The 14,473-nt window shown below is 71.1% G+C and carries 10 protein-coding genes; 6 read left to right on the top strand and 4 right to left on the bottom strand.

Features of this window, described 5'->3' with window-relative positions; all coding sequences use genetic code 11:
* The 3 genes from ABD289_RS14125 (at position 1) to ABD289_RS14115 (ending at position 2,682) form a co-directional block, all read left to right on the top strand.
* A complete protein-coding gene (locus ABD289_RS14125; protein WP_425564677.1) occupies positions 1-1,437 on the top strand; it encodes an RNB domain-containing ribonuclease in 1,437 nt (478 codons plus the stop codon).
* A gap of 81 nt (positions 1,438-1,518) precedes the next feature.
* Entirely contained in the window at positions 1,519-2,184 is a 666-nt protein-coding gene (npdG, locus tag ABD289_RS14120) for an NADPH-dependent F420 reductase (RefSeq protein WP_344131471.1), read from the top strand.
* 102 nt (positions 2,185-2,286) lie between these two features.
* Positions 2,287-2,682: a DUF4326 domain-containing protein gene (locus ABD289_RS14115; RefSeq protein ID WP_344131467.1), complete on the top strand. Its 396-nt coding sequence runs from the start codon at positions 2,287-2,289 to the stop codon at positions 2,680-2,682.
* Positions 2,683-2,748: 66 nt separating this feature from the next.
* Here the strand turns inward: ABD289_RS14115 and panB are convergent, their stop codons facing one another.
* The 4 genes from panB to ABD289_RS14095 form a co-directional block, all read right to left on the bottom strand.
* The gene (gene panB, locus ABD289_RS14110; protein ID WP_344131464.1) at positions 2,749-3,606 is read right to left on the bottom strand and encodes a 3-methyl-2-oxobutanoate hydroxymethyltransferase; all 858 of its coding nucleotides are present in this window, start codon (positions 3,604-3,606) and stop codon (positions 2,749-2,751) included.
* A gap of 139 nt (positions 3,607-3,745) precedes the next feature.
* Positions 3,746-4,579: an SWIM zinc finger family protein gene (locus ABD289_RS14105; RefSeq protein WP_344131461.1), complete on the bottom strand. Its 834-nt coding sequence runs from the start codon at positions 4,577-4,579 to the stop codon at positions 3,746-3,748.
* Positions 4,572-7,559 (bottom strand): DEAD/DEAH box helicase, encoded by a 2,988-nt coding sequence (locus ABD289_RS14100; RefSeq protein WP_344131458.1) that lies wholly within the window; start codon positions 7,557-7,559, stop codon positions 4,572-4,574. Before ABD289_RS14100 ends, ABD289_RS14105 begins: the two co-directional genes overlap by 8 nt.
* Before the next feature lie 114 nt (positions 7,560-7,673).
* Positions 7,674-9,416, bottom strand: a complete 1,743-nt coding sequence (locus tag ABD289_RS14095) for an NAD+ synthase (RefSeq protein WP_344131455.1) — start codon at positions 9,414-9,416, stop codon at positions 7,674-7,676.
* 84 nt (positions 9,417-9,500) lie between these two features.
* Here ABD289_RS14095 and ABD289_RS14090 point away from each other — a divergent pair, with 84 nt between their 5' ends.
* From ABD289_RS14090 to glnA, 3 genes are all read left to right on the top strand, one after another.
* On the top strand, positions 9,501-11,090 hold the full coding sequence (locus ABD289_RS14090) for an alpha/beta hydrolase (RefSeq protein WP_344131452.1): 1,590 nt from the start codon (positions 9,501-9,503) through the stop codon (positions 11,088-11,090).
* Positions 11,091-11,218: 128 nt separating this feature from the next.
* Positions 11,219-12,832, top strand: a complete 1,614-nt coding sequence (locus ABD289_RS14085; RefSeq protein ID WP_344131449.1) for an SLC13 family permease — start codon at positions 11,219-11,221, stop codon at positions 12,830-12,832.
* A 136-nt stretch (positions 12,833-12,968) separates the two neighbouring features.
* On the top strand, positions 12,969-14,312 hold the full coding sequence (glnA, locus tag ABD289_RS14080) for a type I glutamate--ammonia ligase (RefSeq protein ID WP_344131446.1): 1,344 nt from the start codon (positions 12,969-12,971) through the stop codon (positions 14,310-14,312).
* Positions 14,313-14,473 lie beyond the last annotated feature (161 nt).

Genomic DNA, 14,473 nt, shown 5'->3' with positions numbered 1-14,473 from the left:
GTGGCGGCGGCGGAGAGGTTCCCGGGTGGCGTTGACGTCGTCGTCCAGTTGGGGCAGGACTTCTCCGCGGTCCGCCGGGAAATGGGACTTCCCGCCGACTACCCGACCGACGCGCTCGCCGAGGTGGAGCAGACCGTAGCCGAGCCGCTGCCCACCGGAACTCGAGTGGACGCCACGGATCTCCCGCTGGTGACCGTGGATCCGCCGGGCGCCAAGGACCTCGATCAGGCGGTCCTGGTTCGCCGCCGGCGGCGCGGGTACCGGATCGACTACGCCATAGCGGATGTGGCCGCGTTCGTGCGGCCCGGCGGCGCGCTCGACCGCGAGGCCCGGCGGCGCGGCCAGACCCTCTACCTGCCCGATGGCAATGTCCCGCTGCACCCGACCAGGTTGTCCGAGGACGCCGGGAGCCTGCTGCCCGACCAGGTGCGCGCGGCGGTGCTGTGGCGCATCGACCTGGACCCGGACGGTTCGCCCGTGCGGGTGGACGTGCGGCGCGCGCTGGTGCGCTCGGTCGCGCGGCTGGACTACGAGGGCGTGCAGCGCGGCCTGGAGCAGGACTGCGCGCATCCGTCGATCGAGCTGCTGCCGCGGGTCGGGCGGTTGCGCCGCGAACAGGCGGTGCAGCGGGGCGCCATCGAGCTCGGGCTGCCCGAGCAGCAGGTCGAGTCCGACGGCAGCGGCGGGTGGCGGCTGGCGCTGCGGCCGCGGCTGGTCGTGGAGGAGTGGAACGCCGAGATTTCCCTGCTGACCGGCATGTGCGCCGCCGAGATGATGCTCGAGTCCGGGATCGGTGTGCTGCGCACGGTGCCCGATCCGGATCCGGAGGTGGTCTCCGGGCTGCGCCGCTCGGCGAACCAGCTGGGCGTGCACTGGCCCGCGGATCAACCGCCCGCGCCCGCGCTGGCGGGTCTGGATCCGGCTCGTCCGGAAGCCCTGGCGGTGCACGTGGCCGCGACCCGGCTGCTGCGCGGCGCGGGCTACACCGCCTTCGGCGAGGGCGCTCCGGCCAAGTCCGGACATGCCGGCATCGGCGCGTCGTACGCGCACGTGACCGCGCCGCTGCGGCGGTTGGTCGACCGCTACGGCGCCGAGGTGTGCCTGGCGGTCGCGGCGGGGCGCGAGGTCCCGGACTGGGCGTCCTCGGCGCTGGCCGAGCTGCCGTCGGCGATGGGCGGCTCGGACCGGGTCGCCGCGCAGGTCGAACGCGCCTGCATCGCGCAGGCCCAGGCGTGGTCGCTGGCGGACCGGGTGGGCGAGGAGTTCCCGGCGACGGTGCTGCGCGTGCCCAACGGGGTGGCCGGGGAGGTCTTCGTGGCCGACCCGCCGATCATCGCTCGCTGCGCCGGCGACGGGCTCACCGAGGGCCAGCAGGTCCGGGTCCGCCTGGCCACCGCCGACACGCACCGCCGTGACGTGGAGTTCGAGGTGGCTTGACGCACAACGCGTGGCATATTCGCCGGGACGGGTCGATCGTGGACCGGAGAAGATCACCGGCGATGCGAAAGGGGCCACGACGTGGCTGGAGTGCGGGAGATGATCATCGGCGTCTTGGGCGGGACGGGAGCGCAGGGCCGCGGGCTGGCGATCCGGTGGGCCAAGGCCGGGTTGCGGGTCGTGATCGGTTCCCGCAGCGCCGAGCGCGCGCAGCAGGCCGCGGCGGAGATCGTCGAGATCGCGGGTGGTGACGTCACCGGCCAGGACAACGCCGGCTGCGCCGCCGAGGCCGACATCGTGCTCGTCGCGCTGCCCTGGGAGGGCCACGACGAGCTGCTGAAGTCGTTGCGCGAGGCGCTCGCGGACAAGATCGTCATCGACTGCGTCAACCCGTTGGGCTTCGACAAGAAGGGGCCCTACGCGCTGCCGGTGGAGGAGGGCAGCGCTGCCCAGCAGGCCGAGCAGCTCCTGCCGGAGTCGCGGGTCACGGCGGCCTTCCACCACGTCTCGGCGGTGACGCTGGCGGATCTGTCGGTTCCCGAGGTGGACCTGGACGTGCTGGTGCTGGGCGATGACCGGGAAGCCACCGACGTCGTCCGCGAGCTCGCCGACACCATCCCGGGCGTGCGCGGCATCTACGGCGGCAGGCTCCGCAACGCCCACCAGGTCGAGGCCTTCACGGCCAACATCATCGCGATCAACCGCCGGTACAAGGCCCACGCGGGTCTGCGCATCACGGACGTGTGACCGCGTGACAGCTTTGCCTAGAACTGCACCGCGAGAGCATGTCCGTTTCCTCGGGACAGTTTTGGGCAAAACTGTAGGTGCAGCCCTTCGGAGGTGGTCAGGTTGCTGCCGGAGGAAGCGAGTCGGTGGAGCGATGACGAGCGCGAGCGCGGCGAGGCCCTGCTCGACGGTCACACGATCGTGGTGAACGTCCGGAAGAACGGTCCGCACAAGAATCTGGTGCCCTGGCTCAAGACCCAGGGGTTGCTGACCTACGTGGGGCACTCCGGGCCGCGGCACTCCTGGCCGGCCTCCGACTTCGCGAGCCCGTTCGTCACCGAGGCCAAGAAGGACCGGCAGGCCATGGTCCAGCACTACGAGCAGTGGCTGGACGAGAAGCCGGAGCTCCTCGCCCGCATCAGGACCGGCGAACTGACCGGAAGGGCGCTGGGCTGCTGGTGCGCGCCGGAGCAGTGCCACGCCCAGGTCCTGGCCCGCCGCGCCGACCACGACTCCTGACCCGCCCGACCCCGAATTCCCTGGAAATCGTGGCCACGAAAACCAGGGAATTCGGGGCGTGGTGCGTCAGTGGAAGGAGTGCTCGGAGGCCGGGAAGTGGCCGTCGCGCACGTCCTGGGCGAAGCGGGTGGCCGCGTCGCCGAGGATCCCACCGAGATCGGCGTACTTCTTGACGAACTTCGCGGTCCGGCCGGTGTTCATGCCTGCCATGTCGGTCCACACCAGCACCTGCGCATCGGTGTCCGGGCCCGCACCGATGCCGACGGTGGGGATGCGCAGCTCGTGGGTGACCTGCTTGGCCGCCTCGGCGGTGACCATCTCCAGCACCACTGCGAACGCCCCGGCCTCCTGCACCGCCCGGGCGTCCTCGAGCAGCTGCTCGGCCTGATCGCCGCGCGCCTGCACCCGGTAACCGCCGAGCCCGTGCTCGTGCTGCGGGGTGAACCCGATGTGCGCCATGACCGGAACACCGGCCGAGACCAGCGCCTCGATCTGCGGCGCGAACCGGCGCCCGCCCTCGAGCTTGACCGCGTGCGCCCGGCCTTCCTTCATGAACCGGGTCGCGGTGGTCAGCGCCTGCTCCGGGGAGGCCTGGTAGGAGCCGAACGGCAGGTCGGCGACGACCAGCGCGTGCTCGGCCGACCGCGTCACCGCGCGCGTCAGCGGGAGCAGCTCGTCCACGGTCACCGGCAGCGAGGACTCGTAGCCGTAGACGTTGTTGGCCGCCGAGTCACCGACCAGCAGCACCGGGATGCCCGCCTCGTCGAAGATCTTGGCGCTGTACATGTCGTAGGAAGTCAGCATCGGCCACGCTTCCCCGCGCTCCTTGAGCTGCTGGAGGTGGTGGACGCGGACCCGCTTGCGCGTCGGTCCGGAGCCGTAGGGCGCGGCCGCTTCGCCTTCCCCGCGGTGGGCAGCAGTCATCCTTGACCGTCCTTTTCCCTCGAGGCCCGCACGCGGGTCCCCGGGTAGTTGTGGATGGTTACCTGCCGAAAGCCTGGCACGCCGGGCTCACCGGGGCGATGCTCCAGCGGCCGATATCACAGTGCGCCGCGCGGGCTCCTCACCGCCTGGTGAACGCCGAGTACGCGGGGCGCAGGAGTTCGGTGGCCGGTTGGGAGCCGAGCTCGACAGGCAGCGGGTCGAGCTCGTCGAGCACCGCGTCCGGCTGCTGCGCCGCGGCCGGCTCTTGCGGCGGTCCCGGATCGTGCGCCGCCTCCGGGTGCTGCGGCGCGGTCCAGAAGTCCGCGAGGTGATCCTCCAACGGCGCGACCTCGGGCTCGTCCGCGGCAGGTGCGGCCGATCCGCGCAGCGCGCGCAACCGTTCGAGCAGCTCGTCCCGGCTGCGCCCGCGCCAGGCCAGGATCTGGAACGGATCCTCGTCGAACGATTCGGCCAGCAGGAAGCAGGTGGCCGCCAAGTGCTTGCAGGGGATCTCCCAGTCCGGGCACGAGCAGTCCATGGTCAGCTCGTGCAGCGTCGTCGGGAACAGCGACAGCCCGTGCGCGGCGAAGACGTCCTCGATGTCGGTGGGCATCTCGCCCGCGAGCAGCTTCGCCGCGTACCACGCCTGCCCGGCGAGATCGCGCTCCAGCGCCGCCCACTGCTGGGCGGTGAACGCCTTGACCCCGATCCGCGCCCGGTACGGCTCGGGGCGCGAGCCCTGCACCAGTCCGACCGCGACGCTGGTAGACAGCGTCAGGTTCATGACCTGACCGGCCCGCGCGTACCGCTTGCCGCGCTGCAACCTGCCGCCGAGCTGCAGCGACTCCAGTACCTCGATGAACCGCTGCGACCACCAGGTCTGCGCGATCCTGCCCCGCTTGCTGCGCGCCCGGATCCCGCCCTCGACCGGGATCGGAGCCGAGGGCGGGTTCTCCCGCCACCAGTCACTCACCGACGGCCTCCCTGTCCAGGGTCACCAGGTCGCGCAGCTCGTTGGTGGACAGCTCGGTGAGCCAGTTCTCCCCGCTGGAGACCACCAGCTGCGCCAGCGCCTTCTTCTCCTCGATCATCTGGTCGATCCGGTCCTCCAGCGTGCCGATGCAGGACAGCTTGCGCACCTGCACGTCCTTGCGCTGGCCGATCCGGAACGCCCGGTCGGTGGCCTGGTCCTCGACCGCCGGGTTCCACCACCGGTCCAGGTGGATGACGTGGTTGGCCGCGGTGAGGTTCAGCCCGGTGCCACCGGCCTTCAACGACAGCAGGAAGATGCCCGGCCCGTCCGGGTCCTGGAACCGCCGCACCATCGCGTCGCGGGCGCTCTTGGCCGTGCCGCCGTGCAGGAACAGCACTTCGGTGTCGAACCGCGCGGACAGGTGCGGCACCAGCCTCCCGCCGAACCCGGCGAACTGGGTGAACACCAGCGCCTTCTCCCCGTCGGCCAGCACGCCATCGAGGATCTCCTCGAGCCGCTGGAGCTTGCCGGAGCGCCCGGCGAGCGCGGTTCCGTCGTCGAGGAACTGGGCCGGGTGGTTGCAGACCTGCTTGAGCTTGGACATGGTCGCCAGCACCAGGCCCTTGCGCTCCATGCCCTCGCTGTCCTCGACGCGCTGCAGCATGTCGTCGACCACCGCCTGGTACAGCGAGGCCTGCTCACCGGTGAGGTTGCACAGCTGCTTGAGCTCGATCTTGTCCGGCAGATCGCCGATGACGGTCGGATCGGTCTTGGTCCGGCGCAGGATGAACGGCCCGGTGACCTGCCGGAGCTTGGCGGCCGCCGCGCTGTCCTGATCGCGTTCGATCGGCACCGCGTAGCGGGCGCGGAACCTGCTCAGCGACCCGAGGATCCCCGGGTTGGCGAAATCCATCACCGACCACAGCTCGGCCAGCCGGTTCTCGACCGGCGTGCCGGTCAGCCCGATCCGCTGTCGCGCGGAGATCTCGCGGACGGCCCCGGCCGTCTTGGACGAGCTGTTCTTGACGTGCTGCGCCTCGTCGAGAACCAGGCGGTCCCAGCGGATCTGGCGCAGCACCGCGCGGTCGCGGGCGGCCAGCGAGTAGGTGGTGATCACCAGGTCGTGACACCCGGCCTCGCCCTCGAGGTCCCCGCCGCCGAGCCGATCGCCGCCGTGGTGCACGTGCACCTTCAGCCAGGGCGCGAACCGCTCGGCTTCGCGCTGCCAGTTGCCCGCCACCGACATCGGGCACACCAGCAGCGTCGGCGGCCTCGCCACCCCGTCCCGGGCCAGCGCTTCGAGCGCGAGCAGCTGGACCGTCTTGCCCAGGCCCATGTCGTCGGCCAGGCAGCCGCCCAGGCCGAGCCGGTCCAGGAAGGCCAGCCAGGCCAGCCCGCGCCGCTGGTAGGGGCGCAGCTGCGCCCCGAAACCGTCCGGTGGGTCGACCGGTTCCAGGTGCTGCTCGGTGTCACCGGAGAGCAGGTCGCCGAGCCAGCCGCGGGCGTTGACGCCTACCACCGGCAGCGGCTGCGACCCGTCCTGCCCGGACTCGCCTGCTTGCTGCAGCACCTCGGCCGCGGTCATCTGCCCGGACCCGGACTCGGACAGCATCCGCAGCCCGGCGTTGAGCCGCTTGTGATCGACCTGCACCCAGCGACCGCGCAACCGCACGAGCGGTACCTTCGCGGCGGCGAGCTCCTCGAGCTCGGCCTCGGTGAGCTCCTCGTCGCCGAGGGCCAGGTCCCAGCGGTAGTCGACCAGCGTGCCCATGTTGACCGCGCTGTCCTTGCTGACCACGCCCGCGGTGCTGGTGCTGGACGCGTTGAGCTTCAGGCCGAGCTTGGGCGCGTGCCCCCACCAGGACGGCAGCAGCACCCCGAATCCGGCGTTGTCGAGCTGCCCGGCGCTGGTGAGGAACTCGTAGGCGCCCTCGGTGTCGAGCACCAGCTCGGTGGGTTGCCTGTCGCGCAGCGCCCGCTCCAGCTCCGGCACGATCCGGGCGGCCCGGCCGAGGTCGGCGAGCAGCAGTTCTTGCGGCTGGGAGACCCAGCGGCGCAGCACGTGGCTCGTGCCCGACCACACGTCCTGCGCGGAGACCAGCACGCTCGGATCCTCGACGGCCTGCAGCAGGAACTCGACGATCCAGTCCTGCTCGTCGTCCTCCGGTGCGTGCAGCCGGAAGCAGGTGCGCACCGGATTGCGGCGGGCGATGCCGGCACGCCAGTCCTCGATGCGGGCGCCGAGCGCGCGGAGCTTCGGCGTGTCGTCCAGATGCGGCTCACCGCTGAGCGCGTCGAGCCAGCTCGCCGCCGCGCTGCGCCCGGTCCCGAGCTTCGTCCCGCCGAGGCGTTCGCGCGCCCGGCCGTCGACCAGGACGTCCAGGAGTTCGCGCAGCACGTCCTCCGGTGCCGCGCCGCCGCGGGCGCGCAGCGCGGGCGGCATGCCCGCTCGCAGCGCGCCGAACCGCGCGACGTCCGCACCGGAGAGGGCAGCGCACCAGCGCGCGGCGAGCCGGTCGTCCTCGCGGATCAGACCGGGCAGCACGCGCCCGGAGTCGACGAGCTGCTCGGCGAAACCGGCCACCTCCAGCACGAACCGCGCATCCGAGCCCAACCGGCAGCCCGCTGGCACCGCGTCGAGCAGCTCCCGCAGCGCAGCGGCATCACAGCTGACCGAAGGGACGAACCAGCGCCCCAGCCGCAGCTTGCCGCGCGGCTTGGCGCCCGCGGTCAACGGGTCGCGCACCAGTTCCGGCGAGCCGACCGGCGCCGAGGGGTAGGACGGCAGGTGCAGCTCGACGACGGGCTCCTCGGAAGCCCCGATCGGCAGCTGTTCGCGCAGCCTGTCGGCGCGCACCGCGAACGGATGCGTCACCGGGCCGCTCGGCGCCCGTCCGGAGACCCGCCCGGGCAGCTCCGAGTCCTCGGCCCACATCAGGATCCGGCCGTTCGAGCCGCACAACGCGTGCACCACCCACACGGCAGACCTCCCCCTCGATGCGTGCCCGTTCCCGGGGCGATACCCGGATCCTAGGAGCCGTCCGGGACCGGGTTCTCCCGGCAGCGGGGTGACCGAACGGTTCCGGGACGGGCGTCAGGGCGAGACCTCGCGCCAGCGGTTGGTGATGGGCAGGCGCCGGTCCCGGCCGAACGCCTTGAAGGTGATCTTGGTGCCCAGCGGGTACTGCCTGCGCTTGAACTCGGCGCGGTCGACCAGCTGCAGCACCCGTTCGACCAGCTGCGCGTCGAAACCGTCCGAGACCAGGTCGGCATAGCCCTTGTCGCCCTCGACGTAGCCGTCGATGACCACGTCGAGCACGTCGTACTCGGGCAGCGAGTCCTGGTCGGTCTGCTCCGGGCGCAGCTCCGCCGACGGCGGCTTGGTGATCGAGCTCTCCGGGATCGGCGGGATCTCGCCGCGCTTCTCCGCATCCGAGTTGCGCCACTCGGCAAGCTCCCAGACCAGCGTCTTGGGCACGTCCTTGATCGGCGCGAAGGCGCCCACCGCGTCGCCGTAGATCGTCGAGTAGCCAACCGCGAGCTCGGTCTTGTTCCCGGTGGCCAGCACCAGGTGCCCGTGCTGGTTGGACAGCGCCATCAGCAGCATGCCCCGCACCCGCGCCTGGATGTTCTCCTCGGCGAGCCCGGTCAGCTCCAGCTGGCGCACGTAGATCTCGACCATGTCGGCAACCGGCTGCACCTCGAAGTGGCAGCCCAGCCGTCGCGCCAGCTCGGCGGCGTCGGAACGGGAGTGCTCGGAGGAGTAGACCGAGGGCATCGACACGCCGTGCACCGCGTCCGGGCCCAGCGCGTCCACGGCCAGCGCCGCGCACACCGCCGAGTCGATCCCGCCGGAGAAACCGAAGGTCACCGACTTCGCGCCGTTCTTGTGCACGTAGTCGCGCAGCCCGGTCACCAGGGCGGCCCAGACCTCGGCGGCGTCCGGCAGCGGTTCGGCCTGCGGCAGCGGTAGCGGCTCGTAGGCGGGAACCGGATCGGGGTTGAGCACGGTGCGGTGCACGTCGAACGCGGGCAGCTGCATCGGGCCCGGTTCCGGCGGCACGGTCGTCGAGGTGTAGCCACCCGCGGCCATCTCCAGATCGGCGACCAGCAGGTGCTCGGTGAACTGCGGAGCGCGCGAGATGATCTCGCCGGCGGCGCTGGAGATCATCGAATCCCCGTCGAAGACCAGCTCGTCCTGCGCCCCGACCAGGTTGACGTAGGCCAGCGGCGCTCCCGCCTCGACGGCGCGCGCGGTCACCAGCGGTACCCGCTGGTCGGCCTTGGCCCGCTCGTACGGCGAGGCGTTGATGCACATCACCAGGTCCACGCCGACCTTGCCCAGCGCCGTCACCGGCCCGCCGTTCTGCCAGATGTCCTCGCAGATCACCACGCCGACGTCCAGGCCGTGGAACTTCACGATCGGCAGGTCGAAGCCCGCCGCGAAGTTGCGCGCGTCGTCGAAGACGCCGTAGTTGGGCAGGTGATGCTTGTCGTAGGTCGCCACGACCTCGCCGCCGTGCAGCAGCGACGCCGAGTTGCGCGGCCCCTCATCGTCGCGGCCCAGGTGTCCGACGATCACCAGCGCGTCCCCGCACCCGTCGTCGCGCAGGTCCGCGGCCAGCCGCTCCAGCGCGTCCCGGTTGGCGGCGGCGAACGACTTGCGCTGCGTGAGGTCCTCGATCGGATAGCCGGACAGGGCCATTTCCGGGAACGCGACCACGTGCGCGCCGTCCTGGACCGCGCGTCGGGTCCAGTCGCGGACGAGCGTCGTGTTGCCGGTGATGTCACCGACGCATGTGTTGACCTGTGCGAGAGCGATCCGCAACTGGGGCATGGTTCCATCCTCGCGTACCAGCGCTGGTCGCGCGGTCATCGCCCGGTGTGAATCTTGCCGCATCACCCATGTCAGTATTCCGCAATGATCCGCTCACGCCCCGCGTTGCCCCTGCTGGTCATCAGCGTCGCGGTGGCGCTGATCGCAGGCGGGTGCTCCCCGCAGCGCAGCAGTGAGCCGCTGCAGCCGCACACCGAGCGCGACGGTCCGGCCGGGCCGGTCCCGCAGGGGCTCGAGCGGTTCTACGGCCAGCAGCTCCGCTGGGGCCCGTGCGCGGGCTTCGCCACCACCGACTCCGACCGGGCCGCCTACCGCGCGCCGACCCTGGAGTGCACCCGGTTGCAGGTGCCGCTGGACTACTCGAACCCGGACGGCCGCACGATCAACATCGGGGTGCTGCGCAGCCGCGCCATCGACCAGGAGCGCAAGATCGGCTCGCTGACCGTGAACCCGGGCGGTCCGGGCGCCTCCGGCATGAGCGCGGCGGCCAGCCTCACCCAGACGGTCGACCAGACCAGGCTGGGGCAGCGCTTCGACCTGGTCGGTTTCGACCCGCGCGGCGTCGGCGCCTCGGAGCCCGCGGTGCGCTGCCTGACCGGTCCCGAACGCGACGACTACCGCCTCGATTCCGATGCCGACAGCTCGCCGTCCGGGGTCGCCGAGACGGAGCAGGAGGAACGCGACTACGCGCGCCAGTGCGCGCAGCGCAACGGTCCGGAAGTGCTGGCCAACATCGGAACCCGGGACTTGGTGCGCGACCTCGACGTGCTGCGCTCGGCGCTCGGGGACCGGAAGCTGAACTACCTCGGCTACTCCTACGGAACCCGGATCGGTTCGGAGTACGCCGAGGAATTCCCCGGCAACGTCCGCGCGATGGTGCTGGACGGCGCCATCGACCCCGGCCAATCCACAGTGGAATCCCTGGTGGCCCAGGGCGCCGGGTTCCAGCGCGCGTTCGACGACTTCGCCGCCTGGTGCGCCGACCAGGGACAGTGCGCGCTGGGCGGCGACCCGAGCGACGCGGTGCGGCGGTTCCAGCAGCTGACCCGTCCGCTGGTGGAGAACCCGGCCCCCGCGGGCGAGCGCGAGCTGTCCTACTCGGACGCCACGACCGCGGCCATCCAGGCGCTCTACGCGCCGTCCATGTGGAGCCACCTCAACACCGGGCTCGGCGAGCTGCAGCGGGGCAGCGGCCGGATCCTGCTGTCGCTGGCGGACAGCTACTTCGGGCGCGAACCCGACGGCGAGTACTCCAACACCATCGACGCCTTCGACGCGGTCCACTGCGTCGACGACGAGCGCGTGCGGGATCCGGAGAAGGTCAAGGCCGCCGACCGCCGCTACCGCGAGGTCGCCCCCTTCCTCGACGACGGACGACCCCCGAACCCCGCCCGCGACATGTGCGCGTTCTGGCCGGTCCCGGTCACCGGCGAGTCCGAACAGCCCGAGGTGGGCGATGTCCCGCCGATCCTGGTCATCTCCACCACCGCCGATCCGGCGACGCCGTACCAGGCGGGCGTGCAGCTGGCCCGTGCGCTCGGCGGCCGGTTGCTGACCTACGAGGGCACTCAGCACACCGTCTTCCTGCAGGGCGCCAAGTGCGTCGACGACGCGGGCATCGACTACCTGGTGGAGGGCGAACCGCCCGCCAAGGGCGCTCGCTGCACCGGCTGACCGGACATTTCCCCGATATCGCGCGCGGCGATCCCCTCTGGTCATGGGACGGTCCCGCGGGAGGCCGTCCCATCCGTCCGTCAAACGCCGGATAGTGAACGCGATCACACGCGCTTAGGGTCATCGGCATGTCGCAAGCGGACGAACCCGGTGCCTCACCCGGCGAGCAGAGCGTGACCTCGGTGCTGCTTTCCGGCAGCACGTACAAGAGCCTGGGCGAACAGGTGCTGTCCCCGGCCGAGGAGCGCTTCGAGCGCGCCCGCCGCACCATCGGCCTGTTCCTGGCCCCGGCGCTGACCATCCTGTTCCTGCTGGCGCCCACCGGCCTCGAACCCGCGCAGCACAAGCTCGCCGCCGTGCTGCTCGGCGTGATCGTGCTGTGGGTCTGCGAGCCGGTGCCGATCCCGGTCGGAGGCCTGCTCGGCGTGGCCGCCGTGGTGGTTCTCGGCGTGATGCCGCCCGACGACGTGCTCGAGCCGTTCGGCTCGCCGACGGTGTTCACCTTCATCGGCGCGTTCATCCTGGCCCAGGCCATGCTGCGGCACGGGGTGGCGCGGCGGTTCGCCTTCACCATCCTGTCGCTGCCCGGCGTCGGCCGGAGCGCTTGGCGGGTGATCATCGCCTTCGGCGTGATCACGGCGCTGCTGTCGGCGGTGGTGTCCAACACCGCGACGGTGGCGATGCTGCTGCCGACCGCGGTCGGGATCCTGTCGGTCATCGCCGACCTCGTCCGCAAGCAGCTGCCCGAAGGCGCCTCGTTCGACCCGTTGCGGTTGCGGGTGGGCGTCGCCCTGATGCTGATGCTGGCCTACGGCGCCAGCGTCGGCGGTCTGCTCACGCCGATCGGTTCGCCGCCGAACCTCATCGGCCGCGGGCTGATCGAGGAAGCCACCGGTGAACGCATCACCTTCCTGCAGTGGATGGGCATGGCCGCCCCGATCTGCCTGCTGATGTTCGCGGTGCTGGCCGGCGTCCTGCTGCTGCTCAACCGGCCGGAGATCCGCGAGCTCTCCGGAGTCGAGGAGTACGTCGCCGAGGAGCGCGCGAAGCTCGGGCGGATGTCGCGGGCGGAGAAGAACACCCTGGTCGCCTTCGCGGTCACCGTGGTGCTGTGGGTGACGCCGGGCTTCATCGCGCTGTTCGCGGGCAACGAGTCGGCCATCTACGACGTGGTCAGCGACCGGCTCGACGAGGGCATCGTCGCCGTGATCGGCGCGGCCCTGCTGTTCCTGCTGCCCACCGACTGGTCCAAGCGCCACTTCACGCTCACCTGGACCGAGGCCAGCCGCATCGACTGGGGAACCGTGGTGCTGTTCGGCACCGGCATCATCTTCGGGTCGATGCTGGCCGACACCGAACTGGCCAAGACCATCGGCGAGTCGACCGCAGGCGCGCTCGGGCTGGGCAGCGGTGTGGCGGTGACGCTGTTCGCCGTCGTGCTGGCCGTCCTGGTCTCGGAGACCACGTCGAACACCGCCTCGGCCTCGGTGGTGGTGCCGATCGTCATCCCGGTGGCGATCGCCGCGGGCACGAACCCGTTCATCCCGGCGCTGGCGGCCACCTTCGCCGCGTCGCTGGGCTTCATGCTCCCGGTCTCCACCCCGCAGAACGCGGTCGTCTACGGCTCCGGCGCGGTTCCCATCACCAAGATGATCCGTTCCGGCGCAGTCTTCGACGTGGCCGGGATCCTGCTGGTGCTGCTGGTGCTGCCCCTGATGATCGCCGCCGTCGGCCTCGCCTGACCGGGTCGGCCGTCGCTCGGCGCTCCGCACCCGGTTCCCCTCGGAAACCGCGTCCGATTCCGAGGGGAACCCGGGACGCGGGAGAACGGGTGCGCCGGGCAGGACGCGAGCGGTGATCGGGAGTTAGGCTGCTGACATGCACCGCCAGCAGGAGTTCGTGCTCCGCACCTTGGAGGAACGTGACATCCGCTTCGTGCGGCTGTGGTTCACCGACGTACTCGGCATGCTCAAGTCGGTGGCGATCTCGCCAGCCGAACTGGAGGGCGCCTTCGCCGAGGGCATCGGGTTCGACGGCTCGGCGATCGAGGGATTCGCGCGCGTCTACGAGTCGGACATGGTCGCCAAGCCCGATCCGAGCACGTTCCAAGTGCTGCCCTGGGAGACCTCGGACGGCTCGCACTATTCCGCCCGCATGTTCTGCGACATCCACATGCCGGACGGCTCGCCGTGCTGGTCGGACCCGCGGCACGTGCTGCGCCGGACCCTGGCGCGCGCGACCGAGTCCGGATTCACCTGCTACGTGCACCCCGAGATCGAGTTCTTCCTGCTCAAGAGCCTGCCCACGGACGGCAGCGAGCCCGAGGCCGCCGATTCCGGGGGCTACTTCGACCAGGCCAGCCACGACGCGGCTCCGCACTTCCGGCGCAACGCCATCGAAACCCTCGAGGCGATGGGCATCTCGGTGGAGTTCAGCCACCACGAGGGCGCGCCAGGCCAGCAGGAGATCGACCTGCGCTACGCCGACGCGCTGACCATGGCCGACAACGTCATGACGTTCCGGTACGTGGTCAAGGAGGTCGCGATCACCCAGGGCGTGCGCGCGTCGTTCATGCCCAAGCCGTTCAGCCAGCAGCCCGGTTCGGGCATGCACACGCACTTCAGCCTCTTCGAGGGCGACCAGAACGCCTTCTACCACCCGGAGAACCCCTACGAGCTCTCCGAGACCGGCCGGGCCTTCGTGGCGGGCATCCTGCACCACGCGCGCGAGATCAGCGCGGTGACGAACCAATGGGTGAATTCCTACAAGCGGTTGGTCACCGGGGGAGAGGCCCCGACCGCGGTCTGCTGGGGCCACGCGAACCGCTCCGCGCTCGTCCGGGTGCCGATGTACTCCCCGGGCAAGTCCTCGTCGCGGCGCGTCGAGGTGCGCAGCCTGGACTCGGCGTGCAACCCGTACCTGGCCTACGCGGTGATGCTCGGTGCCGGGCTGCGCGGCGTGGAGAAGGGCTACGAGCTCCCGCCCGCCACCGAGGACGACGTGTGGAGCCTGACCGAGCACGAGCGCAAGGTCGCCGGATTCGCCAACCTCCCGCAGAACCTCAACGAGGCGCTCAGCGAGCTGGAGAACTCCGAGCTCGTCGCGGAGACCCTGGGCGAGGAGGTCTTCGACTTCTTCCTGCGCAACAAGCGGGATGAGTGGAACAACTACCGGAGCCGGGTCACACCGTACGAACTGAGCACGATGCTCCCGGTGCTCTAGGAGAGGTTTCGGTTCGGGGTTGTGCCGGTAGCGGAACCGCAGACGCCGCCGGGCTGCGGGATCCGCGACTTGAGTAGCGGCCTGCGCGGCGCTGCGGCTGTCCTCGCCCGACGACGCCCGAGAACCCGCCGCGGTGCTGGCTGAGTCCCACACCCCTGAGG

The sequence above is a fragment of the Saccharopolyspora halophila genome (assembly GCF_039531955.1).
GTDB classification, from domain to species: domain Bacteria; phylum Actinomycetota; class Actinomycetes; order Mycobacteriales; family Pseudonocardiaceae; genus Saccharopolyspora; species Saccharopolyspora halophila.
Note: the sequence above shows the minus strand (reverse complement) of the source record. Positions and strands in the feature narration are given on the sequence as shown.